At 60.1% G+C, this 26,816-nt stretch carries 18 protein-coding genes; 13 read left to right on the plus strand and 5 right to left on the minus strand.

Annotation, left to right across the window (positions count from 1 at the left end; all coding sequences use genetic code 11):
- The first annotated feature begins 83 nt into the window (after nucleotides 1-83).
- The 4 genes from AC13E3_RS11580 (at nucleotide 84) to AC13E3_RS11595 (ending at nucleotide 5,036) form a co-directional block, all read left to right on the plus strand.
- A complete protein-coding gene (locus AC13E3_RS11580; protein ID WP_104270462.1) occupies nucleotides 84-1,604 on the plus strand; it encodes a sensor domain-containing diguanylate cyclase in 1,521 nt (506 codons plus the stop codon).
- Nucleotides 1,605-1,686: 82 nt separating this feature from the next.
- The gene (locus tag AC13E3_RS11585; RefSeq protein WP_008177122.1) at nucleotides 1,687-2,553 is read left to right on the plus strand and encodes an MBL fold metallo-hydrolase; all 867 of its coding nucleotides are present in this window, start codon (nucleotides 1,687-1,689) and stop codon (nucleotides 2,551-2,553) included.
- Between the two features lie 8 nt (nucleotides 2,554-2,561).
- Nucleotides 2,562-4,295 (plus strand): SulP family inorganic anion transporter, encoded by a 1,734-nt coding sequence (locus AC13E3_RS11590; protein ID WP_014579095.1) that lies wholly within the window; start codon nucleotides 2,562-2,564, stop codon nucleotides 4,293-4,295.
- Between the two features lie 81 nt (nucleotides 4,296-4,376).
- A complete protein-coding gene (locus AC13E3_RS11595) occupies nucleotides 4,377-5,036 on the plus strand; it encodes an energy-coupling factor ABC transporter permease (RefSeq protein WP_104270463.1) in 660 nt (219 codons plus the stop codon).
- 11 nt (nucleotides 5,037-5,047) lie between these two features.
- On the opposite strand, the gene AC13E3_RS11600 is transcribed toward AC13E3_RS11595, so the two are convergent.
- The 3 genes from AC13E3_RS11600 to AC13E3_RS11610 all read right to left on the minus strand — a co-directional run bounded on the left by AC13E3_RS11600 (nucleotide 5,048) and on the right by AC13E3_RS11610 (nucleotide 9,147).
- Nucleotides 5,048-7,180 (minus strand): GGDEF and EAL domain-containing protein, encoded by a 2,133-nt coding sequence (locus AC13E3_RS11600; RefSeq protein ID WP_104270464.1) that lies wholly within the window; start codon nucleotides 7,178-7,180, stop codon nucleotides 5,048-5,050.
- 168 nt (nucleotides 7,181-7,348) lie between these two features.
- On the minus strand, nucleotides 7,349-7,879 hold the full coding sequence (locus AC13E3_RS11605) for a response regulator transcription factor (protein WP_104270465.1): 531 nt from the start codon (nucleotides 7,877-7,879) through the stop codon (nucleotides 7,349-7,351).
- The gene (locus AC13E3_RS11610; RefSeq protein ID WP_104270466.1) at nucleotides 7,876-9,147 is read right to left on the minus strand and encodes a sensor histidine kinase; all 1,272 of its coding nucleotides are present in this window, start codon (nucleotides 9,145-9,147) and stop codon (nucleotides 7,876-7,878) included. Before AC13E3_RS11610 ends, AC13E3_RS11605 begins: the two co-directional genes overlap by 4 nt.
- A gap of 138 nt (nucleotides 9,148-9,285) precedes the next feature.
- Here AC13E3_RS11610 and AC13E3_RS11615 point away from each other — a divergent pair, with 138 nt between their 5' ends.
- The 7 genes from AC13E3_RS11615 (at nucleotide 9,286) to AC13E3_RS11645 (ending at nucleotide 20,582) form a co-directional block, all read left to right on the plus strand.
- Entirely contained in the window at nucleotides 9,286-11,295 is a 2,010-nt protein-coding gene (locus AC13E3_RS11615; protein ID WP_405417950.1) for a TonB-dependent receptor domain-containing protein, read from the plus strand.
- 259 nt (nucleotides 11,296-11,554) lie between these two features.
- Complete coding sequence (locus AC13E3_RS11620; protein WP_008177132.1) at nucleotides 11,555-13,003, plus strand: YfcC family protein; 1,449 nt, start codon at nucleotides 11,555-11,557, stop codon at nucleotides 13,001-13,003.
- Between the two features lie 36 nt (nucleotides 13,004-13,039).
- Entirely contained in the window at nucleotides 13,040-14,269 is a 1,230-nt protein-coding gene (locus AC13E3_RS11625; protein WP_136630677.1) for an arginine deiminase, read from the plus strand.
- A gap of 18 nt (nucleotides 14,270-14,287) precedes the next feature.
- Nucleotides 14,288-15,289: an ornithine carbamoyltransferase gene (locus AC13E3_RS11630; protein WP_136630678.1), complete on the plus strand. Its 1,002-nt coding sequence runs from the start codon at nucleotides 14,288-14,290 to the stop codon at nucleotides 15,287-15,289.
- A 1-nt stretch (nucleotide 15,290) separates the two neighbouring features.
- Nucleotides 15,291-16,199, plus strand: a complete 909-nt coding sequence (gene arcC, locus AC13E3_RS11635; RefSeq protein ID WP_153637089.1) for a carbamate kinase — start codon at nucleotides 15,291-15,293, stop codon at nucleotides 16,197-16,199.
- An 82-nt stretch (nucleotides 16,200-16,281) separates the two neighbouring features.
- Nucleotides 16,282-17,355, plus strand: coding sequence for an efflux RND transporter periplasmic adaptor subunit (locus AC13E3_RS11640; RefSeq protein WP_405417954.1), 1,074 nt, complete (start codon nucleotides 16,282-16,284; stop codon nucleotides 17,353-17,355).
- Nucleotides 17,352-20,582 (plus strand): efflux RND transporter permease subunit, encoded by a 3,231-nt coding sequence (locus AC13E3_RS11645; protein ID WP_405417956.1) that lies wholly within the window; start codon nucleotides 17,352-17,354, stop codon nucleotides 20,580-20,582. The genes AC13E3_RS11640 and AC13E3_RS11645 overlap by 4 nt, the downstream gene beginning before the upstream one ends.
- A gap of 10 nt (nucleotides 20,583-20,592) precedes the next feature.
- On the opposite strand, the gene AC13E3_RS11650 is transcribed toward AC13E3_RS11645, so the two are convergent.
- Nucleotides 20,593-21,648 (minus strand): GGDEF domain-containing protein, encoded by a 1,056-nt coding sequence (locus tag AC13E3_RS11650; RefSeq protein WP_069182641.1) that lies wholly within the window; start codon nucleotides 21,646-21,648, stop codon nucleotides 20,593-20,595.
- Nucleotides 21,649-21,785: 137 nt separating this feature from the next.
- A complete protein-coding gene (locus AC13E3_RS11655) occupies nucleotides 21,786-22,235 on the minus strand; it encodes a potassium channel family protein (protein WP_136630730.1) in 450 nt (149 codons plus the stop codon).
- A 152-nt stretch (nucleotides 22,236-22,387) separates the two neighbouring features.
- Between AC13E3_RS11655 and AC13E3_RS11660 the strand changes: the two genes are divergently transcribed.
- Entirely contained in the window at nucleotides 22,388-23,626 is a 1,239-nt protein-coding gene (locus AC13E3_RS11660) for an efflux RND transporter periplasmic adaptor subunit (RefSeq protein ID WP_482902054.1), read from the plus strand.
- A complete protein-coding gene (locus AC13E3_RS11665) occupies nucleotides 23,623-26,790 on the plus strand; it encodes an efflux RND transporter permease subunit (protein ID WP_136630681.1) in 3,168 nt (1,055 codons plus the stop codon). Before AC13E3_RS11660 ends, AC13E3_RS11665 begins: the two co-directional genes overlap by 4 nt.
- Nucleotides 26,791-26,816 lie beyond the last annotated feature (26 nt).

The raw sequence follows: 26,816 nt of genomic DNA on the forward strand, positions 1-26,816 counted from the left end.
TCGTCTCCGGAATCGGTTTGCTTCCTGTCAGCGTGGGCTACACTCTTTTATGAGCAGGGTGATTCGTCCGTTGGGAGGACAGGGTGTCCAAGGCGTCAAGGTCCGGCAACGGGCAGCAAACCGGTTTGTCTGCCCGTTTTTTCCAGAAACTGGCCTCAGGGGTGCCTGGCGTCCTTTTCATCTATTGGCTGGGTGCAGATCGGGAGTCCCATCGATGCCCCTTCATCAGTGAACGTGTTCAGGCACTTTTTGGCATAGCCCCGTGGGATCTGAATGACAACGCGGATCCGATTTTTGCGATGATCCACCCCGACGACGTTGAGGCCGTCATGGAGAGTATCCGTGTCTCTGCGGATACCCTGAAAACCTGGTCGTACCGCGCGCGGCTCAGACTGCAGAATGGCGACTACGAGTGGTTCGAGGTCAGCTCCGAGCCGGAGCGGCAACCCGATGGCAGTACCCTCTGGTACGGTCAGTTCCATAACATCCAGCATTACAAAAACCTGGAGCAGAGCCTCCGAGATAGCGAGGCGGAGTTTTCCTTCCAGGCTGGTTTCCAGAAGCTCATTGCCCGCCTTTCCACCGAATTCATCAATCTGGGCTTTGGCACCATTGATCAGTGCATTGATGAGCTCCTGCGATCCATCGGCCTGTTTTTCAAGGTAGACCGGGCCTACCTGTACTGCTTTACCGACGATTACGCCGTAATGACCAATACCCATGAATGGTGCAGGGACGGTGTCCCTGCCCTGATTGAGACCCAGCAAGAGGTACCGATCGAGGATTTTCACTGGTGGCAGGAACAGATCGAGGGCATGGTCAGTGGCAGCCGCGTGGTGTTCATCGAAGATGTCGATCGACTGCCGCGGGAGGCCGCACCCGAGCGGGCTCTGCTTCAGGAGCAGGGCGTATCTTCCATGTTCTGTGTGCCCATCCGGGTGCGTGGACGGGTCACCGGGTTTTTCGGCGTTGACTCCCTGCGTCGACGAAGCTGGCGTCTGGATCAGGCCGATCTGTTGATCATCGTCTCCGGCCTGTTGTCGGGTGCTCTTGAGCGCAATCGCCTGGAAGAAGAGCTGCTTAACCAGTCCATTCGTGATCCGCTGACCGGTCTGCATAATCGCCGCTACCTGATGCCAAGGCTGGATGAAATGCTGGGCCGGAGTAACCGTCGGGGAGAACGTTTCGCCCTGGCGATCTTCGACATCGATCACTTCAAGACGATCAACGACTCCATCGGACACCTCGGGGGCGATTATATCCTCCAGCGCTTTGCTGACATCCTGGTGAGCCAGACCCGCTCCATGGATGTGGTTGCCCGTTTCGGTGGCGAGGAGTTCATTGTTGTTTTCAGCGCCGTGGAACACGGGGACGTGAGGCAGTTTGTGCAGCGAATTCTCGAAGCTGTGCATGAGGAAAGGTTTGTGTTCAATGACACGGACATTCCGGTGACCGTCAGTGCGGGTGTGGCGGCGATCGAAGAGTTCGTTGACCAGCCAGCGACTCCCGATGCCTTGATTGCCCGGGCAGATGATCGGCTCTATATGGCCAAGCAGGCAGGGCGGGACTGCCTTGTTGATGCATCAGGAACATTGCGCATATAAAAAAAGATCATTTCACCTCATATTACGAAATAGTATATGCTTATATTAAATTTGATATTCGGATACTCCAGAGGTGACTGCCATGAGCAACCCGATCGTTCAGCATTTTTTTGATGAACCCACCAATACCTTCAGTTATGTGGTGCGCGACCCGGACAGCCAGGCCTGTGCCATTCTCGATTCGGTCCTGGATTTTGATTACGCCGCTGGCACCACCGACGTGCGTTCTGCAGACGAGATTATCGAGTACATCCGCAGCAACGATCTGAAGGTCGAGTGGATTCTGGAGACCCACGTACACGCGGATCACTTGTCGGCCGCGCCTTACCTGCATGAGAAGTTGGGCGGCAAGACCGGCATTGGTGCGCACATCCGAGACGTACAGGAAATATTTGGCAAGGCGTTTAACGCCGGCACCGAATTCCAGCGCGACGGCAGCCAGTTCGATCAGCTGTTCAGAGAGGGCGACACATTCGCCATCGGTGGTCTTGAGGGGCGCGTATTGCATACCCCGGGGCACACCCCTGCCTGCCTGACCTATGTGGTTGGCGATGCCGCCTTCGTGGGTGACACCCTGTTTATGCCGGATTTCGGCACCGCCCGCTGTGATTTCCCGGGTGGCGATGCCCGCACCCTGTACCAGTCTATCCAGAAGGTACTGTCTCTGCCGGCAGAAACCCGTATCTTCCTGTGTCACGACTACAAGGCGCCCGGCCGTGACGAGTATCAGCATATGACCACGGTGGCCGAGCAGCGGGAAGCAAACATCCATGTCCACGAAGGTGTTTCCGAGGAAGAGTTCGTGAAGATGCGGACCGAACGGGACGCGACCCTGGATATGCCACGGCTGATTCTGCCTTCGGTCCAGGTCAACATGCGGGCAGGCCATATGCCTCCGGCTGAAGACAATGGTCAGGTTTACCTGAAAGTACCGGTTAACCTGTTCTGAGATTCCCGATGAATCTTAAACGCTATCTGCCCATTCTGGATTGGGCCCCAAAATATGGCCGGGAACAGGCCACCAGTGATCTGGTGGCCGCGATCATCGTTACCGTCATGCTCATCCCCCAGTCGCTGGCCTATGCCCTGCTGGCCGGGTTGCCTGCCCAGGTGGGTCTGTACGCCAGTATCCTGCCCCTGGTTATTTACGCTGTCTTCGGCACCAGCCGAACACTGTCGGTGGGCCCGGTTGCTGTGGCTTCCCTGATGACCGCAGCGGCCCTGGCACCCCTTGCGGAGTCCGGTACACCGGAATACGTGGCGGGTGCCGTTTTGCTGGCGGTCATGTCTGGGTTGATGCTGACCCTGATGGGTGTCCTTAGGCTGGGTTTCCTGGCCAATTTTCTCAGCCATCCGGTGATTTCGGGCTTTATCACGGCCTCCGGCATTGTGATTGCTGCCAGTCAGCTGAAGCATATCTTCGGAATCCAGGCCTCGGGTCACAACCTTCTGGAAATTGCTCACTCGCTGTTGGGATCCATCGGTGACACCAACCTGGCAACGTTGGGGGTCGGTGCCGGAGCGCTGATTTTCCTGATGCTGGCCCGCAAACGTCTGAAGCCGCTTCTGATGGCAATGGGGTTGGCCCCGAGAATGGCGGATATTCTTACCAAAACCGCGCCGATTCTGGCGGTTCTGGTCACCACCCTGGTGGCCTGGCAGTTCCAGCTTGATGGCCAGGGTGTGCGTCTGGTTGGAGATGTGCCCCGGGGACTGCCCGATTTCACCATGCCGAGCCTGGACATGGGCTTGTGGCAGCAGCTGGCGGTCAGCGCGTTGCTGATCAGTGTTGTGGGTTTCGTGGAGTCGGTGTCTGTTGGCCAGACCCTGGCCGCGAAACGTCGCCAGCGTATTGATCCGGACCAGGAGCTGATTGGCCTGGGTACTGCCAACCTGGGCGCCGGTTTTTCCGGCGGCATGCCGGTCACCGGTGGCTTCTCCCGTTCCGTGGTCAACTTTGACGCTGGGGCCGAGACTCCCGCCGCCGGCGCCTATGCGGCTGTGGGTATCGCCATGGCTACGTTATTCCTGACGCCAGCCATTGCCTATCTGCCCCAGGCGACCCTGGCAGCGACCATTATCGTCGCCGTGGCCACGCTGATCGACCTTCCGGCCCTGGGTCGCACCTGGCGCTACTCCCGCACGGACTTTGGCGCCATGCTCGCCACCATCGTGCTGACTCTGGTGCACAGTGTCGAGGCCGGCATTATCGCCGGGGTGGCGCTTTCGATAGGCCTGTTTCTGTATCGAACCAGCCGCCCCCACAGCGCGGTGGTTGGTCGGGTACCGGGAACCGAGCACTTCCGCAACGTGCTCCGCCATGACGTGGAGCTGTGTCCGAAGGTGACTTTCCTGCGGGTGGACGAGAGCCTGTACTTCGCCAACGCACGCTTCCTTGAGGAAACGGTTATGGACCTGATGATACGGGAGCCTGAGCTTAAGGACCTGGTGCTGATGTGTCCGGCCGTGAATCTGGTGGACGCCTCGGCCCTCGAAAGTCTGGAGGCGATTAACGAGCGTATGAAGGATGCAGGAGTGAGGTTGCACCTGGCGGAAGTGAAAGGCCCCGTCATGGACAAACTGAAAGGCACGGAACTGCTTTCCCACCTGGGTGGCGAGGTTTTCCTCAGCACCTTTGAAGCCTGGCAGCGCCTCACTGACCTTGGCAAGCAAGAGAGACAGGTCGCCTGATCTATCTGGGCTCGCTTGCACCGGGGGTGGGGCGAGCCGCTAAGGTGTCATACCCGACCCCGTTACTGCGGTACGTTCACTATGGGCATGACTGAAAATCTGCTATCCACCAGCCAGTGGATCATCACGCTGCTGCTTTTTCTGGTAATTCTTGTCCGGGCGGTGCGCTCCATTGACTGGCCAGCCTTCCGCAAGGACAACGCGCTCCAGCATTCGTTCTTCGGTGCGGCCGTGGTACTCGGATTCGTCTGGCAGCTGAGGGCAGGCATTTCTCCCGGCCTGGCCATCCACATTTTCGGGATCACGGTGATAACGCTGATGCTGGGGTGGGCGCTTGCGGTGCTGGCGGGATTGCTGGCGCTGGTGATCACGGTAATTACCGGACGAGAACCCCTGATCATGTTTGCGGCCAACGGGCTGATTACCGTGATGGTGCCTGCCATTGTCAGCCACGGAATCATGCTCTGGGAACGCCGGCGGGATTTCCGGAATTTCTTCGCCTATATCTTCTTCTGCGGGTTCTTCGGGGCCGGCATTTCCGTGGCAGCCGCTGGTGGTGTCATGTGCCTCATGCTATGGAGCAGTGGCGTCTACACGTTTGACCAACTGGTGCATGAGTACATCCGTTACCTGCCGTTGTTCATGATTCCCGAAGGGTTCGTGAACGGCACTTTTGTGACTGGCCTCATGGTCTTCCATCCGGACCGGTTGACCACGCTGGACCAGAGACGCTACCGGTAGAGCTTTCCGGCTCAGAGGCCCTTGCCACTGGCGACGGCGGTGCTGAGCAGGTCGCCGGCCTTGCCGGAACGGGCCCTATGCTGCCATTTCCTTGCCCAGCCCAGCACCTCGGTTGCCGGCATGGGGCGGGCGATCCCGTAGCCCTGCACGAAATTGCATCCCATCTGCCTGAGTGTCCGGGCGTGTTCCATGGTTTCAACGCCTTCGGCCAGAACCGGGTGGGCGAACCGCTGGGCCAGGAAGATCACGCTCTCAACGATGGCGCGGTCGCCGGCATCCTCAAGCATGTTGCGAACAAAACTCTGGTCGATCTTGATGATGTCCACCGGAAGCGTACGCAGGTAGGTCAGGGATGAGAAACCGGTGCCAAAATCGTCCAGCGCCACCTGAAGACCGAGACTCTGGCAGCGCGCCAGAACGTTGCTGGCCCGCTGGGTGTCCTCCAGTGCAGTCGATTCGAGAACCTCCAGCGTGATCTGGCCGGGTGCCACCTCCGGGTGGCTGTGCAGGTAACTCTCCAGGTAGTCGGCAAATGAGCGGTCCATCAGGTGCGGAGCGCTGATGTTAATGCTGATCGCCAGATTCTCTCCCGCTTCCTTCCAGGCGTTCATCTGGTGAATGGCTTCTTTCAATACCCACTGTCCCAGTGGTACTTCAAGGTGACTGTTCTCGACAATCGGCAGAAATTCGCCCGGTGAAACCAGCCCTTTCTGGGGGTGGTTCCAGCGGATCAGCGCCTCAAAACCGAAAAGTTCGCAATCCGTGACACGGATCTGGGGCTGGAAAAACAGCTCGAACTCCTCGTTTTCCAGGGCCCTGGAGATTTCCATCAACTGATTGCGCCGGTTCCGGCGATGCTCGTCCAGGCCGGGATCGAACAAGTGATACTGATTGCGGCCTTTTTCCTTGGCGGAGTACATGGCCTGATCGGCATGCCGAATCAGACCTTCGGCGTCTGATCCATCTTCCGGGTAGCGGGTAATGCCGAGGCTGGCCGTGAGTGAAACATTCTGATCGCCCACCGTTACCGGATCGCCGACGGTGGCCAGAATGCGCTGATAAACCGCTTCGTGGTTGTCATCGCCCTGCAGCAGGAGGACAAATTCGTCGCCACCGATCCGGGCAACGGTGTCGCCGCTGCGCAGCGCACGGGTCAGTCGCTCGGCCAGGGTGCGCAGGGTCTGGTCACCGGCCGACTGCCCCCATTTGTCATTGATACCCTTGAAGCCGTCGAGGTCCAGATAGCACACCGACACGCTGCGATGTTGCCGGTCGGCGTGGCTGCGGGCTGTGCGCAGTCGCTCTTCCAGCAACTGGCGGTTTGGCAGGCCGGTCAGATCGTCGTAGTTGGCCGCCCGGTCGAGTTCGCGCGCATGGTTCTTGAGTGCGGTGATGTCCGAGAAGGCCGCCACATGGTAATACTGCCCGGGTTCTTCCAGATGCACGCGGCTGATGGATAGCAGCTCCACAAACTCTTCACCGTTTTTCCGACGGTTCCAGATTTCGCCCCGCCAGTGGTCGGTTTTCTCGATGGTGCGCCACATGGACCGGTAGTATGCCCCGGAATGTCGGCCGGAGCTGAGAATCGCCGGGTTGAGGCCCAGAACCTCCTGCCGGCTATAGCCGGTAATCCGCGAAAACGCGGGATTCACATCCAGGATCCGGTTCGACTGGTCGGTGATCAGGATGGCTTCGTGGCTGCGGTCGAACACGCTGGCCGCGATCCGCAGGCCCCGCTCGCTGTTCTTCCTGTCGGAGATGTTGTTCTGAATGGCGATATAACCGGGGGCAACGCCCTGCTCTGTACCTATCGGAACGCAATAGGTATGCACCCAGTAGGGCTGTCCGGCTTTGGTGTAGTGAAGAATGTCTTCTTCAATGATTTCGGCCCGATGCAGCTTCTGGTTAATGCGCTTGATGGTTTCGGGGTCGGTGTCCGGCCCGTAAAGCACTTCCTTTGGGAGGCATCCGCGCACCTCCTCAAGCTGATACCCCGTGTGTTCCTCAAAGCTGGGGTTAACCCATTCAATGCGGCCGGCATCATCCAGCATCACCAGAAAATTGGGCGTAGCCGCCGCAACCATGGCCAGGCGCTTGGGGTCGATGTCTGAGGGTGGTGTAATCGTCGTGGGGGATCTGGGCATGAGAGTCAGTAATTTGAGTTTCCGGTCTTTAAATTAATGAACTCTCCTCCCTGTGAGACCTGTTCGAGCGGCCGCATATGCTACCGCAATACCCCTGAAAAACCATGGGTAAATGGTCTAGGTGAATTGATAAATGTCAGTTTTGCGCCAAATACCTATGGGTACCGGTCAACGCCAGCGCGAGTGCTTCTGGAGCTTTCGTTGCAGGGTACGTCGATGCATGTTCAGGGCGCGGGCGGTGGCAGAGACGTTGCCCTCGTTTTCGTTGAGAACCCGCTGGATGTGCTCCCACTCCATTTCCTCGACCGAGGGCGGCTCCGCCCGGAGATCCGGCGGTGCATCAATCGGCTCGAATCCGGCCAGCAGCTGGTTGACCGTTACCGGTTTGCACAGATAGTTCACCGCGCCGCGGCGCATGGCTTCGACCGCCGTGGCGATACTGCCGTAACCGGTCAGCACCAGGATTTCCAGATCCGGATGCATGTCCAGAATCTCTGGCAGAAGCTGCAGGCCGCTTTCGCCGGCCAGGTTCAGATCCAGTACGCACCGGTGAAAGGTTCCCTCCAGCAGGGCGGTTTTTGCTTCCTGATGCCCGTGGGCAAGCTGTGCTTCGATGCCCTGGCGTCCGAGTGAGCGCTGAAGCACCTGCAGAAAGGCGTCGTCGTCATCAATAAGCAGCCACGCCTGTTGTTTGCTCACGCCTGTTCTCCCGCTAGGCCGTTGGTCGCTGCCGTTATCGGCAGCTCTATGATGATGGTGGTACCGTCCGCACTACCCCGGGCTTTCAGTGTGCCTCCAAGACGCTGGATGGTGGCGTTGGAAAGGAAAAGGCCAACTCCGAGCCCATTCTCCGAACTGACTACCTTGTCCCCGAGCGTACCTTCCGGGGTGGATTCCAGGCCATCACCATGGTCCTCGACAACCAGTTCCAGCCGGCCATCGGCACCCTCACTGGCTGCAACGGCGACCCAAGACGGGCTGGCTGTTACTGCGTTGGCCAACACATTCAGAACGGCCTGATCAAGGGTGGCGTCCACGGCAACCGAGCAGTCCGACATAGGCTGACGCCATTCAATGGCGGCACCCGGCCAAAGCAGGGTAGCGGATTCCCGAAGACGTGCCACCCAGTCCCGGGCTGGCAGGGTTTCCAGTTGCGCGGTCTTGGCCTGCACGGCCGCCGAAGACAGCTGTTGCAGGTGGGTCGTGCACAGGCCCAGTTGACTTTCCATCAGTGCGAGGTCGTCGGCAATGGGGTCGCCGACCGGGGCAGCGGATTTCATTTCCTCCACCAGCAGCGTCATGGTGTTCAGCGGCGTCCCCAGGCGATGTGCCACTGCAGCAGCCGACAGTCCGAGGGCGATGATCTGCTCATCTCGCAGCCGGGTTTCCCGTATCTGTGCGAGCTGGGCCTGTTGCTGGCGCAGGCGACGTGCCAGGGCACCGACAACCAGCAGCAGGATGGCAGCGGTTGTGGCGAAGGTCACCCACATGCCGACCAGATGTAACTGGGCCAGGTTGGCGTTGTGATGTCCATGGGTGACCGGCGTATGCCAGATCACCAGGGAGGTGTAAACCGCAACGCCGGCGACGGTAACGGCAATGCTCTGGCCCAGTGGCACCAGCACAATGGCAACGGCGATAGGCAGCAGCAACAGGGAAACCAGGGGGTTGGTATAGCCGCCCGTCAGGTAAAGCCAGACTCCGATCAAAAGCAAATCGACAATCAGCACCAGGCTGACGGCCTGTGTCGAACGCGGTGGGCGACGGGTAAACCAGAGCCAGGCCAGGGTTGCCATAACCCCATAGGCGAGGGGCAGGATAACCGCTTCAGCCCGATGGGCCAGGGTTACCATGGTTTCCGCCACGGCGATCGAGATCAGCTGTAGCGCAACAATAGCCAGACGCATGCCCAGCAGATAGCGGGCAGTCTGTTGAAATCCGGTCTGTGAGTGGGTCAGCCATTCCATAGCGGGCATTCTAGCGTTTTTTTCCATCGGGATACGCGGTAATACCTCCGAGGGGATGCGGCATTTGGTCTCAGGCGCCGGCGCCGGCTGATGTTTATGATTGGCGCCAACTATCAGAGCTGGTCAGGATGAGGTTGTATGGCGACGGTAATTGGAACGCGTTTCATCGGATTGTGTGCTGCGGGATTGGTTTCCTTGCCCGCCGGAGTGTTGGCCCAGGAGAGTTCTCCCGACTTGCCGGTCATTCATGTTACTGAGGGGCAGAGCATAGAAGAGGCCTCGAGTACGTTGGCTTCAGAGCCCGTTGAACGTTTGTCCTCTGATCCGTCAGTGTCGCTCTCCCGAATGGGAGGTCGCGGCCTGGAACCGGTGATTCGTGGTCAAAGCCAGGAGCGGGTGGATGTGCTTCTGGACGGTATTCGCGTTGAAGGGGCCTGCCCGAATCGCATGGATCCCCCAACCAGTCGCCTGAGTTCGGCACTGGCGCCCTTGCTCGAGCTGCGCACCAGTAACCAGACCCTTCGCTGGGGCCCGATCACCGGTGGCCAGATTATTGCCACCACAGCAGCGCCTGTCTTCGATGATTCCGCCACCACAGGTCATTTGACGGTGGGCGGCGCGGACAACGGCAATGGCAAACTGGTCAATGGCAGTGCCGCAGTGGGGAGTGACAGTGCCTGGCTTCGGCTCGCAGGCGGTTACGACGAGGCGGACGATTACGAGGACGGCGATGGCAACGAAGTGCGCAGCGCCTACAAGAACTCTGAGGCCCGCCTCGATGCCGCGTGGAAGGCGGATAACGGGTTCTATATCAAAGGCCTGGTAAGCCGTCAGGAGGAGCGGGACGTGAAATACGCCGGCTCCGGCATGGATGCGCCGAAAACCGATACCGACATCATGCGACTGGAGCTGGGCTCGCCCGTGGCCAACGGCAACTGGAACCTGCTGGCCTGGCAGGCCGATGTTGATCACATCATGGATAATTTCAGTCTCCGTGAGTCCATGATGAAAATGCTGACCGATTCCGAGACCGAAACCCGGGGCCTCCGTCTGACCCTGGATCAGAGTCCGGATGCCAGAACAGACTGGGCCATTGGTGCGGATGTCGAGACCAATAACTGGCACGCCGAACGGTTTGGCGGCGCGAATCTGGATACGCTGACGTCGGTACTCTGGCCCGACGTGGATCGAGACCGTTTCGGCCTCTTCGCTGAGCGCTTCTACCGGGTAACCCCGGCGTTAAAACTGGGTGGTGGCGTGCGCTACGATCGCGTGGAAATGTCCGCTGGGGCCGCCGATCAGGTGTTTGGTAGTGGCATGATGGCCATGTCTGCCGCCGATGCCTACGAGGCGATCTACGGCACTACCAACACCGATGCGAGCGATGACAACTTCAGTGGCTTTGTAAGCAGCGATTGGCGGTTTTCCCCCATCCAGTCGCTGGTGGTTACGGCAAGCCATAGCGTCCGCAGCCCGGGCGTGACTGAACGCTACATTGCCAGCTGGAACAACATGGATCCGGCAAGACGCTGGGTAGGCAACCCTTCTCTCGACCCTGAGACGCATCGCAAGGTGGAAGTGGCGATGCCTGGCCAGAGCAACGGCTGGCACTGGCGCCCGGCCGTGTGGGTGGATCAGGTGGATGACTTCGTCCTGCGCACGCGCAATGTGGATCAGGTCAGCGTCTACCGCAATATCGATGCGCGGCTGATGGGTGTTGAGGCTCAGCTTGGGTGGAGCAACGGCACCTGGAGCACTAACAGCAGTCTGGCCTCGGTACGAGGTGAAAACCGTGACGAAAACAAACCCCTGCCGCAGATTCCGCCGGTGCAGTTTATTCAGACCCTTGGCTGGCAGCACATGGGCCATGGCGTTGAACTGGAGTGGGTGCTGGCCCGCCGACAGGACCGGGTGGACCTGGAATCCGGCCAGGATCCCGGCACCTCGCCAGGCTACGGCGTGCTGAACCTGTCCGGGAGCCACCCGCTCGCCGACTATCTGAGCATCAGCTGGGCAGTGGATAACCTGTTCGACAATACATGGGCGCCCCATGTTAGCAGGGCCAATACTGATCCATTCAACCCCGAAGCCGTAAGAGTTAATGAGCCTGGCAGGACCCTGCGTGCCGCACTGACAGCCAGGTGGTAAGACCTTGCATGGCGGTTACCCGCTTCTCATAGCCGGCGGGTGACATTCTTGCCCCGAGTGGAAACAACTCCTCCACCCGGGGCTTTTTTATGGTTGATTAAAAATTGCGCTATCTCAATTCAGGAAGCGGCGGGCTGCACTATGCTGGCCTGATGCAGATCTGAACCAGTGGCCATCAGCCGCTGAGGCTGTGTTTGGCTTCTTGAGGTTCCCGGAAGGAACCTGTCTGCACAATGCGATTCACGAAAGGAGACGCATCGTGACTGAAGACGAAAAATTGCCAGAAAACCCTGAAACCGACCTTGCTTCCCGATTCCCCACCGCCTACACCATTCTTTTCGGCCTGATTATTCTGGTGGCCGCGCTGACCTGGCTTATTCCGGCCGGGCAGTACGAGCGCGCCATGAATGAAGAGGTTGGTCGGGAAGTGGCAGTTCCGGGCACCTACCAGACCGTTGATCCGAATCCCCAGGGGTTCGTTGATGTCCTGATGGCACCCACAGCCGGGTTCTACGACCCCGACAGTTACGTTGCCAATGCCATCGATGTCGCCATGTTTATACTGTTCCTGGGTGGTTTCCTCGGTGTGATGAATGCGACCGGAGCTATTGATACCGGCATTCGCAGCGCGATGCGGCATCTGAAAGGCCATGAGATCTGGATGATTCCGATACTGATGGTGCTCTTCGCCATCGGTGGCACCACCTACGGCATGGCAGAGGAGACCCTGGCTTTTTACGCCATTCTGATTCCCGTGATACTTGCGGCCGGCTACGACGCCGTTACAGGCGTTGCCATCATCCTGATCGGAGCGGGGATCGGCGTGTTGGGTTCAACCATCAACCCGTTCGCCACGGTGATTGCAGCCAATGCTGCTGGAATACCGTTCACCGACGGCATCGTGCTGCGTTTTATTCTGCTGATCGGCGGCCTGTTGATCTGTATCGGCTACGTTATGCGATATGCCCATCGCGTAAAAACCGACCCCTCGCGCTCGGTGGTGGCAAAGCAATGGGCAGCGCACAAGAAACTGTTTCTGCAGGGAGGTGACCAGGAGATTCACAGCGCCACCCTGACAACCACCCAGATTATTGCCCTGGTTATCTTTGCCCTGACCTTTGCCGTGATGATCTGGGGTGTGTCATCCCAGGGCTGGTGGATGGCCCGGATGGGCTCTCTGTTCTTTGGTGCAGCCATTGTGATCGGCATCATTGCACGACTGGGCGAAAAGAAACTGACCGGCAGTTTTGTCGATGGCGCCCGGGATCTGCTCGGGGTTGCCCTGGTGGTCGGCCTTGCCCGCGGCATCGTGGTGATCATGGAGCAGGGCATGATTGCCGATACCATCCTCCACAGCGCCGAAACCTCGCTGGGTGGCCTGCCGGAACTGGCCTTTATCAACCTGATGTTCTGGATCGAGGTGGGCATGAGTTTCTTCGTGCCGTCGTCCTCTGGCCTGGCCGTCCTGTCCATGCCGATCCTCGCGCCGCTGGCGGATTTTGCCAACGTCGGGCGGGATCTGGTGGTAACTGCCTATCAGTCTGCCAACGGTCTGGTGAACCTGATCAACCCCACCTTCGCGGTGGTGGTTGGCGGCCTTGCCATCGGGCGCGTGTCCTACGATCGCTGGCTGGCCTTTATCTGGCCCTTGCTGCTTATTCTGACCGTGTTTATCACTGTGGTTATCAGCGTCGGCACACTTTTGTGACCCCCGCTGTAACCCTGCGACAAAAGGAGCTTTGTCATGTCTGAACACACACTTGGAGTGCACTCTGAAACCGGGAAATTGCGCCAGGTCATCATCTGCCGGCCCGGGCTGGCGCACCGACGTTTGACCCCATCCAACTGCGATGCCCTGTTGTTTGATGATGTCTTTTGGGTCAAACAGGCCCAGAAAGATCATGACGTGTTTGCCAGCGTGATGCGTGGTCGGGGCGTTGAGGTTCTGGACGTCAACGAGTTGCTGGCGGAAACGCTTGCCATTCCCGAAGGCCGTGCCTGGATTCTCGACCACCGGATCAACTGGAACCACATAGGCGTGGGCATGGTGTCGGATTTGCGGGCCTGGATGGATGAACTGCCAGAGAAGGCACTTGCTGAATTCCTGATCGGTGGTCTGGAGGTGGGGGATCTGCCGTTTGATCCGGTCGGTCTGTTCGGCAACCATCTGGGGCGCTTCGGGTTCGTATTGCCACCGCTGCCCAACTTCCTGTTCACCCGGGACAACAGCGCCTGGGTGTATGGTGGGGTGACTCTCAACCCGATGTACTGGGCTGCCCGCAAGCCGGAAACCCTGCTGATGGCTGCCATCTACCGATTCCACCCGAAATTCGCGGGCAAGGTTAAGGTGCATTGGGGCGATCCTCTGGCGGATCACGGTCTGGCCACGCTTGAGGGTGGGGATGTCATGCCGCTGGGCAACAGAACGGTGCTGGTGGGCATGGGCGAGCGAACCTCGCCTCAGGCCATCGGCCAGCTGTCAAAAGCCCTGTTTGATGGCGGCATGGTGGATCGGGTGATTGCCTGCCAGTTGCCCAAAACCCGTTCGGCCATGCATCTGGATACCGTGTTTACCTTCTGTGGCGGCAACGTGGTCACCGCCTTCAAGGAAGTGGCAGATGCCGTGATCTGCTACGACCTGCGCCCCGGCGAGGGAGCGAAAACACTGGCCTTCAATCAGGATTCCCGGCATCTGTTCGAGGTGGTCGCGGAGATTCTGGGCTACCCGGCTCTGGAGGTCGTGGCAACGGGTGGCGACACGCCCGAAGAGCGTGAGCGGGAGCAGTGGAACGACGGCAACAACGTGCTGGCCCTGAGCCCCGGTGTGGTTGTCGGCTACGATCGTAACGACGATACCAATGCGGCCCTGGCGGCTGCGGGCATCGAGGTTCTGGCAATACCCGGTGCCGAGCTGGGCCGGGGTCGGGGCGGCGGTCGGTGTATGAGTTGCCCGACCATCCGGGATGCTGTCTGATAGCCAAGGAGAAACGTTATGGCATTCAATCTTAAGAACCGGCATTTTCTGACGCTGCGGGATTTCACACCGAAGGAAATCGGTTTTCTGCTGAAGTTGTCTGCGGATCTGAAGACCGCCAAGTATGCAGGCACGGAGGTCCCCAAGCTCGAGGGTAAGGACATCGCGTTGATCTTCGAGAAAAACTCCACGCGTACCCGGGTCGGGTTTGAAGTTGCCGCCTTCGATCAGGGCGCGCGGGTCACTTACCTCGGGCCAACCGGCACTCACATCGGCCACAAGGAATCGGTGAGGGACACGGCGCGGGTACTTGGCCGGGTCTACGATGCCATCGAGTATCGGGGCTTTGGACAATCCGTTGTCGAGGAACTGGCGCAGTACGCCGGCGTGCCGGTCTATAACGGGCTTACCAACGAATTTCACCCCACCCAGATACTGGCGGACTTCCTGACCATGCAAGAGCATGTGGAAAAGCCGCTGCGTGACGTGGCGTATGTGTTCATCGGCGATGCTGCCAACAACATGGGCGACAGCCTGCTGATCGGCGGCGCCAAAATGGGCATGGACGTGCGCCTCTGCGCACCAAAAGCCTGCTGGCCTGGCCAGGCCGTTCAGGAGGAGGCCCAGGCGCTGGCGGCTGAAACCGGAGCCCGCATCACCATCACGGAGGATGTTGACGCCGCCGTTGCGGGGGTCGATTTCGTGTACACCGATGTCTGGGTGTCGATGGGTGAGCCAAAGGAAAAATGGGCGGAACGCATAAAACTGTTGATGCCTTACCAGGTCAATGCCGCCCTTATGGCAAAAACCGGCAATCCCCGGGTTCGATTCATGCATTGTCTGCCGGCCTTTCACAACACCGAAACCGTGGTGGGGAAGGAGATTCAGGAGACCTATGGCATCGACGCCATGGAGGTGACGGAAGAAGTCTTCGAAAGCCCCGCTTCGATTGTTTTCGATCAGGCCGAGAACCGCATGCACACCATCAAGGCCGTTCTCGTGGCGACCCTGGGAGGCTGACATGCTGGTTGTGGCAGCTTTGGGGGGTAATGCCCTGCTGAAACGCGGAGAACCGCTGACGGCAGAGGTCCAGCGTAAAAATGTGCAGATTGCAGCCCGATCGCTGGCTGCGGTCGTTCGGGCCGGTCACGATCTTGTGGTGACCCATGGCAATGGGCCACAGGTCGGGCTGCTGGCTCTGCAGGGCGCTTCCTACAAACCGGATGAGGCTTACCCGCTGGATGTCCTGGGCGCGGAAACCGAGGGCATGATCGGCTATATGATCGAGCAGGAACTGGAAAATGCTCTCGGCCATGACCGGCCGGTCGCGACCTTGTTGACTCAGGTCCTGGTGGATCCGAAGGACCCTGCCTTCGAAAAACCGACCAAGTTTGTCGGACCCGTCTATGACCGCGAGGAGGCTGAGCGCCGGGCAGCCGGTGCGGGCTGGAGCATTGCGCCGGACGGTGACAAATGGCGCCGGGTGGTGCCCTCGCCGAAACCGCTGGAAATACCGGACATGCGGGTACTGAAACTGTTGCTCGATCAGGGCGTGGTTGTGGTTTGCGCCGGCGGCGGTGGAATACCGGTGCTGCGTCGTGACGACGGCAGCATGGTCGGCATTGAAGCGGTTATCGACAAGGATGCTGCCAGTGCGTTGCTTGCCCGGCAACTGGGAGCGGATGCATTGCTCCTGTTAACGGATGTGGATGCTGTTCATCGCGATTTTGGTACCGACCAGTCGACGCCGCTTGCCGAGCTGACCGTGGCCGAGGCGCAGGCGCTGGAAATGCCCGCCGGCTCCATGGGCCCGAAACTGCAGGCCGCCTGCGATTTTGCCGAGGCCGGCGGAGTCAGTGGCATTGGCCGGCTGCAGGACGCCGTGGCCATCCTTGACGGCTCCGCGGGCACCCGCGTATCGGCCGGCTAGCTGTTCCTGCCGTGTTTTCCGGGTGCGATCCCTGATAATATCTGGTTATTACCTAATAGCCAGAATTTCCCGGAGGTGCCCCATGTCGCGAATGGCTGCCGCAGGATTGATCGTGACCCTGGGCCTGCTGGCCCAGACGGCGCTCGGCCAGCAGGCGTCGCCTTCCCGACCGGCGACGACAACGGTCGTCGAGCGCAACGAGCTGCACGAAACCGTGCACCTCGATGGCATCATCGAAGCCGTTCAGCAGAGCACCGTCTCAGCCCAGACCAGCGGCACCGTTCAGAGCCTGCCCTTTGATGTGGATGATTCCGTGGCTGCCGGCGACCTGATTGTCCAGCTGGAGGACAGTGAGCAGCGATCCCGTTTGCGCCAGGCACAAGCCGGGCTGGAAGAGGCCGAGGCAGCACTGGTGGACGCACGCCAGCGGTTTAACCGGATTGAGGCAGTCCACGAACGGGGGCTGGTATCCCGGCAGGAGTTCGATCAGGCCCGCAACAACCTGGCCGCTGCCCGGGCCCGGGTAGAGCGCGCCAGTGCCGCCGTTTCCGAGGCGCAGGAGCAGCTTTCCTATACCCGTGTGGTGGCGCCCTATGGCGGCATCCTGACCGAACGCCACGTTGAGGTTGGCGAAGCGGTCAATCCCGGCCAGCCGCTGCTCAGTGGCTTGTCTCTGGAACAGCTTCGGGTTGTCGTCGATCTGCCCCAGAAATACGCCGAACTGGCGCGTACGGAGCGTCAGGCCCAGGTTACCCTGGCCGACGGCCGGGTGCTGGAAACCGGTGAAATGACTTTCTATCCCTATGCGAATCCGCAAACCCATACTTTCCGCCTGCGCATGCGCCTGAGTGAGCCCAACGGTTCCCTGTTTCCCGGCATGCTGGTGAAAGTCAGCGTGCCGGTTGCCACCCGGGAGGCCCTGTGGGTGCCGGCCAGCAGCCTGATTCAACGCAGTGAACTCAGGGCGGTATTTGTGCTCGATGATCAGGATCAGCCCAGGCTGAGGCAGGTTCGCACTGGGGTGCGGGACAATGGCCGGCTGGAGATTCTTGCGGGCCTGAGCGAGGGCGAGCGGGTAGTCACAAACCCGTCTGTACTGGTGGGCAGCGAGCGCCTGAATCCGCTTGAAAGAACGGGCGAGGAGTCGAACCCGTGAGCCGTAATTTGCCGCCCGTTGGTCCATCCGGTGCCATCGCCCGGGTTTTCCAGAACAACCATCTGACACCGCTGCTGGCCATTCTGGCAATTATTCTGGGCATCCTGGCCGTGGTGGTCACGCCCAAAGAAGAAGAGCCCCAGATTGACGTCACCATGGCCGATATCATGGTGGCCTTTCCCGGCGCCAGCACCCGGGAGGTGGAAAGCGCGATTGCCACGCCCGCCGAACAGGTGATGAGTGAGATCAAAGGCGTCGAACACGTCTATTCGGTATCCCGCCAGGGCCAGGCCGTGATCACGGTGCAGTTCGAGGTGGGTATTCCACGGCAGGAAGCCCTGGTGCGGCTGTACAACCAGGTGTACTCCAACCAGGACTGGTTGCCGCCCGATCTGGGCGCGACCCAGCCGGTGATCAAGCCCAAGGGCATCGATGATGTGCCGGTGATGACCCTGACCCTCTACGATCCGGTCAACGGCCACACGGGTGAGGAGCTGACCCGTCTGGCGCACATGCTGGAAGTCGCCCTGAAACGGGTTCCCGGTACCCGGGATGTCTATACCACCGGTGGCATTCCGGATCGCGTGGATATCCGGTTCGATCCGGCGTTGCTGGCGGGGTTCAATCTCACCATCGACGATGTCCGTAACGCCCTGGCGGCGGCCAACACCAGCAGCCAGGAGGCCCGGATTACCCGGGATAACCTGTCGATACCGGTCCAGGCCGGAACGCTTCTGGAAACCGTGGAGGATGTCCGGCGCCTGGTGGTGGGTATGCACAACGGCGCAGCGGTGTACCTGGAAGATGTGGCGGATGTCAGCCGCGGTGGCACCGTGGTGGACCAGAGTGTGATGACCGGATTCGGGCCGGCCCACAAGGACGGCCAGGCCGGCCGGCCCGGTGAGGTTTACCCCGCGGTGACCCTGGCCATTGCCAAGAAGCCGGGCGAGAACGCCATCAACATCACCACGGCCATTGAAGAGCGTCTGGAGCAATTACGCAACCGGGCACTGCCGGAATCTGTGGAGGTTCTGGTGACCCGTGACTATGGTGTGACCGCCTCCCAGAAAGCCCGCAAACTGATAACCGATCTGATCTCCGCCACCCTCTGCGTTGTGTTGCTGGTGCTGGCGGCCATGGGCTGGCGCCAGGCGCTGATTGTCGGCATTGCGGTGCTGATCACTCTGCTGCTGACCCTGGTGTTTTCCTGGGCCTGGGGCTTCACCCTGAACCGCGTCTCCCTGTTTGCGCTGATCTTCTCCATCGGCATTCTGGTGGACGACGGCATCGTGATCACCGAGAACATCAACCGGCGGATCCAGAACACCCGGCGGGCGGTGAAGGACATTATTCCCGTTGCAGTGGACGAGGTGGGCACCCCCACCATTATGGCCAGCCTCACCATCATGGCGGCCCTGATTCCGATGGCCTTTGTCAGTGGCCTGATGGGCCCCTACATGAGCCCGATTCCGATCAACGCCTCGGCCGGTATGGTGCTGTCCCAGATTGTTGCCTTTGTGGTGGCGCCCTGGCTGGCGTTCCGGTTGCTCAAGCACAAGAAGGGTGAGCAGGCCGCCGAAGCCGAGGAGGCTTCCAGCTCTGCCGATGGCGTCAGCCCGGTGTCCCTGCGGATTTTCCGGACCGTGCTCGGGCCGTTCCTGGGGGATCATCCCTGGCGGCGTCGTGTGCTGGCGCTGGGTGTGGTGGGTCTGACTCTCGCTGCAACCTCGCTGCCGGTGTTCCAGGCGGTGATCCTGAAGATGCTGCCGTTCGACAACAAGTCCGAGTTGCAGGTGGTAGTGGATATGCCCGAGCGCACGCCCATGGAGCAGACCCAGCGGGTGTTGATGGAAATGGGCAGCTACCTGGAAACGGTGGATGAGGTGGCCAACTGGCAGACCTACGCCGGCACCGCGTCGCCGATCAATTTCAACGGTCTGGTCAGGCAATACTACTTGCGTGGCGACCCTTACCATGGCGATATCCAGGTCAATCTGATTCATGAGGAGGACCGGGAACGGCAGTCCCACGCCATTGCCCAATCCCTGCGGGGGCCGCTGACCGAGATCGGTAAGCAGTACGGTGCCAGCGTCAAGATTGTTGAGGTTCCGCCTGGCCCGCCAGTACTGTCACCCGTGGTGGCGGAAATCTACGCGGTGGATGAAACCCGCCGGGCGGAACTGGCCCGCCAGGTGGCCGAGGGCATGACCGAGGTGGATGGCCTGGTGGATATCGATACCACGCTGGAAGCGCCCACACGACAATGGGAAGTGGTTGTGGATCGGGACCGCGCGGCAAGGCTTGGCGTGTCCCAGGCCCAGGTGGTCGGTGCCCTCCAGACGGCCCTGGGCGGTACCAGTGTCAGCTTCCTGCACGATGACCATGCCAAGTACCCTGTTCCAATTCGTGTGATTCTGAGCGAAGGTGACAAGGCCCAGCCCTCGGTATTGTTATCCCTGAACGTGCGAAGTCGTGATGGCAACCTCGTCCCGCTGGCGAGTATTGCCGACGTTCGCGAGGCCGACTGGATGGGCGCGATTTACCACAAGGATTTGCTGCCGGTGACCTACGTGACGGCGGATATGGCAGGAGAGGTCGATTCGCCGCTGTACGGCATGTTTGCCATGGTGGAGCGCCTGAACCAGCAGGAGGGAGCGCCAGAGCAGTATTTCATCGATCAGCCCCCGTTGCCGGAAAAAGGCACCCTGAAATGGGACGGTGAATGGCAGATTACTTACGAGACCTTCCGGGATATGGGCGCCGCCTACAGCGTGGGCGTGTTCATGATCTTCGTGTTGCTGGTGGCCCAGTTCCGCTCCTATATTCTGCCGCTGGTGATCATGGCGCCCATTCCCCTGACGATGATCGGCATCATGCCCGGCCATGCCCTTCTGGGGCGGGAATTTACCGCCACCAGCATGATCGGCATGATTGCCCTGGCCGGCATCATCGTGCGCAATTCCATCCTGTTGGTGGTGTTTATTCGGCAGCTCATTGAGGAGGGTGTCGAACTGGACGAAGCGGTGGTCCTGGCCGGCGCGGTGCGCATCAAGCCCATCGCCCTGACGGCGATTTCGGCGATGGTGGGGGCTTACTTCATCCTGAACGATCCGATTTTCAACGGCCTGGCGATATCCCTGGTGTTCGGTCTGGCCATGTCCACGTTACTGACCGTGCTGGTGGTGCCCCTGCTGTATTACACCCTGGCGCGCTGCAAGTGGGTGTGACGCGGGGTGTTTACGCCTGGCATGGCACCAGGACGCTGTCGGAACTGATGATCCGGTTCCGCCCCGCGTCCTTGGCGTTATAGAGGTACTCGTCGGCACGGCCGATCAGGCTGCGAAGGTCGGCGCCGTCCGGACCAAACTGGGCAATGCCGCCGCTGATGGTGAGCCTGATGGCCTGGTCCTGATAGGACACGGGGTTTGACTCGATCTCATTCCGGATCTTTTCGGCCACCCGATGAGCCTGGTCTGCGGTGGTGTTGGTGAGCAGAATGGCGAACTCTTCACCGCCCAGTCGTGTGGCAAGATCGGTTGCTCTCAGCGATGCCCGCAGTGTGCCGGCAACATGCCTGAGCGCCCGGTCGCCCGCCTCGTGACCATGCTGATCATTGACCTGTTTGAAGTGGTCCAGGTCCAGCACCAGCATGGACAGCGGGGTTCCGTTGCGGAGGCTGCGCTTGCGCTCCTGCTCGAAAACGTCGCTCAGGCGTGCGCGGTTGGCGAGACCTGTCAGCGCATCGGTCTGGGCCATTTTCAGCAGGCGCGATTCGGATTGCTCCCGGGTGATCTCGTAAATATGGGAGAAGGCCAGAATGGTCAGGGACATCAGCCCCATGTTGGCAATCGGAAGCGGCTGCATCAGCTCCGGCGCATCGTGGAATTTGAAGAAGAAAATCACTGCCGCCGTAACCATGAACACGGCTGATACCAGAAGACCCAGCCGCCGCCCCATCAGAAGGTGAGAAAGGATGGGAATTAACAGAACCCAGGCGAATACGGTTGTTGTCGCCCGGGGAGACGTGAGCGCGAACATCATGGTGATGCAAAAGGGCAGGATAAACGCCAGGATCCATCGTTCCAGGTGTTTGGTGTTTCCGATTGCCCAGAAAATGAAAACCGAGTAGCACGCCATGCCAATCTCGGCAAAGGCCAGGGGGTAGTTCCCTCTCTGCATGTTGAGCATAAAGAAAAGCAGGCCACTGACGGCGGTCAGTATCAGCAGCGTTTTTAACACCGCTTTGCGGTACGGACGGGCAAGGTGCTTCTGTGATTCCGTATAGCTTTCCATGGGTCTGGTCTGGGCATCCGGTGCACTGGAGTGATGTGTACAAAGTGGTTGCACATGCTGCAAGCTCCGGCCATTAGATCAGAAATCCGGCAATGTAGCCGTCTACCTTAGACTAAAGTCTAGGGTGCAGGGGGTCCTCAACGAGTCGGCCAGTAGCGCTGCATTTCCACGAACAGGAAAGAGGCGCTCCAGGTGATCAGAACCAGTCCGGCCAGCGCCTCTATGCCGGTGAGAAAGCGCAGAATACCGAAAGGTTCGATATCGCCGTAGCCAAGAGTCGTGAAGGTGGTGAAGGAAAAGTAGGCGCAGTCCAGGATGCTGCCGCTGAAATTGCCGGTTAAATGGCCCCAGCCCTCGGCGTGGTGCATGAAATAGAAGGCACTGGCAAAGATCCAGACCTGGAGGGTGTGAGCGGCAAGAATGCCGAAGACGGCAGCGATCAGTCGGAAACGGTGGCTCTGGCGCATTCTCGACAGAAGGCTGCTTAAATTCAGGAGCACTTCGTGATGGATCAGCACCACAACGGCAACGATCAGCCCGTTAATGAGCGTTGCGTTGAGAAGATTGACATGGTGTTCTGCTGCCAACAATGATGCTCTCCGTTGCCATGACTGAAAAAACACTGCGTAAAATTGACGCAGGAATTCGGCTTGTCCGATCCGAAAACGAGCCCTGATTGTATAGTAGTCTGAACCCGACAGCCCAATGGGCTTTATTTACCTTAGCTGGCCTGCAAGTAATGTCCAAAAGACTGATTCCCCTGTTGATTCTCGCCGTCGGTATCGCCGGTTTCATGATTCTCAAAATGACCCGCCCGGAGCCTGCAGAGGTCAGTGCCACCGAGCGCAGTTGGCGTGTCCAGGTTCAGGAAATTGAGCCGGGCACGCATACCCCGGTGCTGCCCCTGTATGGCGAAGTACTGGCCCCGGAGCAACTGACGGTGACAGCAACCCTGGCCGGTCGAATCGGTACGCGGCCCGTGACCGAGGGGCGGCGGGTCAAGGAGGGCGAGCTTCTGGTGGCACTGGACGATGCCGATATCCAGCCTGCGCTGGCCCAGGCCGAAGCACAGGTCAAAGACCTTGAAGCCCAGATCCGATCGGAGCAGGTCCGGTACCGGAATGATCAGACGGCGCTGGCCAGCGAACAGGCCATTCTGGAAAACGCCCGGCGGAAGCTGGAGCGTACCCGGTCGTTGGTGAATCGCAACCTGGCTTCCCGCGAGGCACTGGAAGCGGCCACGGACGCCGCGGCCAGAGCAGAGCTGACGGTAAATGCCAGGCAACGGGCAATCGAAGAGCATCCGGCGCGGCTGCAGAGCCTTCAGGCGAAACTCGCCCAGGCAGAGGCAAACCTGCTCAGCACCCGACGGGATGCCGAACGGGCCCTTATGACGGCGCCTTTTGACGGCATGGCGACCGACATCCGCGTGGCCGAAGGTGACCAGGTCAGCCGTAATGAACCTCTGTTGTCGCTCTACCCCGTTGATGGTCTGGAACTCAGGGCCAGGGTGCCGGAGATGTTCCGGGGCGAACTTCTGGATGCCCTGCAGCGGGGGGAAACACTGATTGCCACCAGTGCCGGAGATCAGCACCGGTTTCAGCTTGCCCGGTTTGCCGGAACCAGTGATCCGTCCGGAACCGAAGCCATTCTCGAACTGCAGGGGGATCCCCGTGGGATCCGTCCGGGCGGTTTAATGCCCGTCACGCTTGAACGGGCGGCACGGAGCAATACCGTGTCGATTCCGTTCAGTGCTCTTTATGGCGCCGACAGCGTTTACCTGATGTCTTCAGACGGCCGGATGCAGCGCGCCCGAATAGAACGTATTGGCGAGGCCCGGGGCAGCAATGGTGAGCGCCGTCTGCTGGTATCCGGTGAAGCCCTGGTATCTGGCGCGCAACTGATTACGACGCATCTGCCCAACGCTGTCACCGGCCTCAAGGTGGATGTGGCAGATTCCGGAGTGGCATCTCAATGAGGCGGAAAAAGGGCGTCATCGGCTTTTTCGTTCATCACCGGGTTGCTGCCAACCTGGTCATGCTGGTGATGCTGCTCGGTGGTGTGCTGGCTCTGACCCGCATGAACATCCAGTTCTTCCCCACCTTTGCCCTGGACGTGGTCAGTGTCCGGGTGGTCTGGAGTGGTGCGTCCGCCGAAGACGTGGAGCAGGGCATTACCAACCCTCTGGAGCAGCGCCTGCGCAGCGTCGATGGCCTGAAAAAAATGACCTCCACCTCGGCCCAGGGGGTTTCCTCCATAACCCTCGAATTCGAGGAAGGCACCAATCCGATCCAGGCCCTGGACGACGTACGCCAGCAGGTGGATGAATTCACCAATTTCCCGGCGGAGGCGGAGGAACCCCAGGTAACCCGCATTGAACGCTACGAGCCGGTGGCCCGGTTGCTGGTGTACGGCGATGTAGACCGCAGTGAGCTGCGGCAGATGACCTACCGTTTTGAAGATGAACTGCTCCAGCGTGGCATTGACCGGGTTTCGATCCGCGGCCTGCCGGAGCAGCAGATCAGCATTGATGTGCCGGTTGAGCGGCTGGAAGCACTGGGGCTGTCACTGGAGCAGATTGCCGAGCGCGTGGCCGCCATCTCCCGGGATCTGCCTGCCGGCATGATGGCGCAGCAGGATGCGACCCGGGAACTTCGGGCCGTGGAACAGCGCCGAAGCCCCCAGGAATTCGAGAACATTCCGGTGCTCAGTGGTGAGCGGATCCAGCTCAATCTGGGCGATGTGGCGATTATCCGGCAGGAGGCCCGCGAGAGCCAGGTGACCCTCGAGAAGGACGGCAAGCCGGCCGTTGAACTCCAGCTGCAGCGATCGGAAAACGGCAATTCGCTGGCAGCGGCCCAGGTACTGGAAACCTGGCTGGCCGATACCCGGCCGGTGCTGCCGCCGACGGTAAAGCTGGAGGTGTACGATGAGACCTGGCAGCTTCTGGATGATCGTATCTCCCTACTGGTGAACAACGGGCTGGGTGGCCTGGTTCTGGTGGTATGCCTGCTTTACCTGTTTCTCCCCGGTCGGGTTGCCATGTGGGTGGCTGTGGGTATTCCGACGGCGTTCCTGGCGGCCATGGCGGTTCTCTGGCTGATTGGGGGTTCCATCAACATGATCTCCCTGTTCGCCCTGATCATGGCGTTGGGGGTGATCGTCGACGATGCCATTGTGGTGGGCGAGGATGCCGACGCCCACTCCCGCATGGGCGAGGAATCCATCTACGCCTCGGAAGGGGCTGCCAAACGTATGGTGTGGCCCGTGCTGGCCTCGTCTCTCACGACGGTTGCGGCCTTTATGCCCCTGCTCGTGGTGGGCGGTGTCATTGGCAACATTCTGGGCGATATTCCGCTGGTGATGATCTGCGTTCTGGTCGCGTCCCTGCTTGAGTGTTTCATCGTATTGCCGGCGCACTTGCGTCATGCCTTCGTGCCCAGACGTAAGAAAAAAGCGGGAGAGGCAGAACCCGAGCCAAAAGCACCGGGTCCCGTGGAGCGCTTCCGGCGGGGGTTCGAGCAGCGTTTCGACCGTTTCCGGGAAGGCCGGTTTCGCCGGTTCTCTCGGTATAGCCTGGAACACCGGGGGGCTACCGTGGCGAGCGCGGTGGCCCTGGCAATCGTAACGGTCGGTCTGCTGGCCGGTGGCCGGCTCGGATTCAACTTTTTCCCAACACCGGAGCCTTCGGTCTTCTACGCCAATGCCAGCTTTGTGGCCGGAACGGATCGCGGCACCGTTGAGGAGTTCCTGACCCAGATGCAGCGAACGCTCAATGAGACCGAAGAGGCGCTTGGTGGTGATTTCATTTTGCATGCAGTCACTACCCGGGGCGCAACCCAGGGTGCCGAGGGCAGTTCCCGTAGCGGCGATGAACTGGGTTCGATGATGATCGAACTGGTGCCCTCCGATCGCCGTTCGGTTCGTAATCCGGAATTTATCACGGAGTGGCGCAGCCGTCTGGAGACACCGGCCGGGCTGGACAATCTGACGATTTCCGAACGTCAGGCCGGGCCGCCGGGCCGGGATGTGAATGTGCGTTTGACCGGCGACAACGCGGAGAATCTGAAGCGTGCCGCGGATGAACTGGGGCAGGCGCTCTCGACGCTGCCCGGTGTGCTGGACGTTGAGGATGACATGCCGTGGGGCAGGGAGCAGCTGCTTTACCAGGTCAGCGCCTATGGCGAGGCACTCGGATTGACCACCTCCGATCTCGGGCGCCAGCTCAGGGCTGCCTTCGACGGCCGGATCGCCCAGATCTACCAGGATGGCCGGGATGAAGTCGAAGTTCGCGTGCAACTGCCCAAGGATCAGCGGGAGCGCTTGTCGACGCTCTCCCGAATCACCGTGCGGGTGCCGGACGGTCGCTTTGTTCCCCTGACCCAGGTCATGAACCTGGACCACCGTCAGGGCTTCCAGGCCCTGCGACACGCCGAGGGCCGGTTGGCGGTTGAAGTCACCTCTGGGCTGAACACCCGGGTCAGCACCACCGACCAGATTCTGACCAGCCTTGAAGCAGACGCACTGCCGGATATCGCCAGTCGCTACAATGTGCGTTACAGCTTCGAGGGCCGTGCGGCCGACCAGAGGGAGACCCTGGGAGACATGCAAACCGGACTGGTTATCGGGTTGGCGCTGATGTACGTGGTGCTTGCGTGGGTGTTTGCCTCCTGGAGCCTGCCGCTGATCGTTATGGCCATCATCCCGTTCGCCCTGGTGGGCGCGTTGCTGGGGCACTGGCTGATGGGGCTGCAACTGACCATTCTTTCCCTCTTCGGGTTGTTTGGTCTTTCCGGGATTGTGGTCAATAACGCCATCATCCTCGTAGCTTTCTACAACCAGCAGCGGAAAAAGGGCCTGGGAATCACCGATGCGCTTAACGAGGCCGCGGTACAGCGGGTTCGTGCGGTTATGTTGACTTCCCTGACCACCATCGGCGGGCTATTGCCGCTGATGTTCGAAACGTCCCTGCAGGCCCAGTTCCTGATCCCCATGGCCACCTCAATTGCCTTTGGCCTCGGGCTATCGACTTTGCTGGTCCTGTTGGTCATACCGGCGTTGCTGTCCTGGCTGGAGCAGTTCCGCGAGTGGCGTGCGCGCCGGCACGGAACCTATGCTGATCCTATCGGGGCGGCGGATTGACCACCTGGTTCTGATTGACCCGGGCA

The sequence above is a fragment of the Marinobacter sp. L-80 genome, from assembly GCF_056859395.1.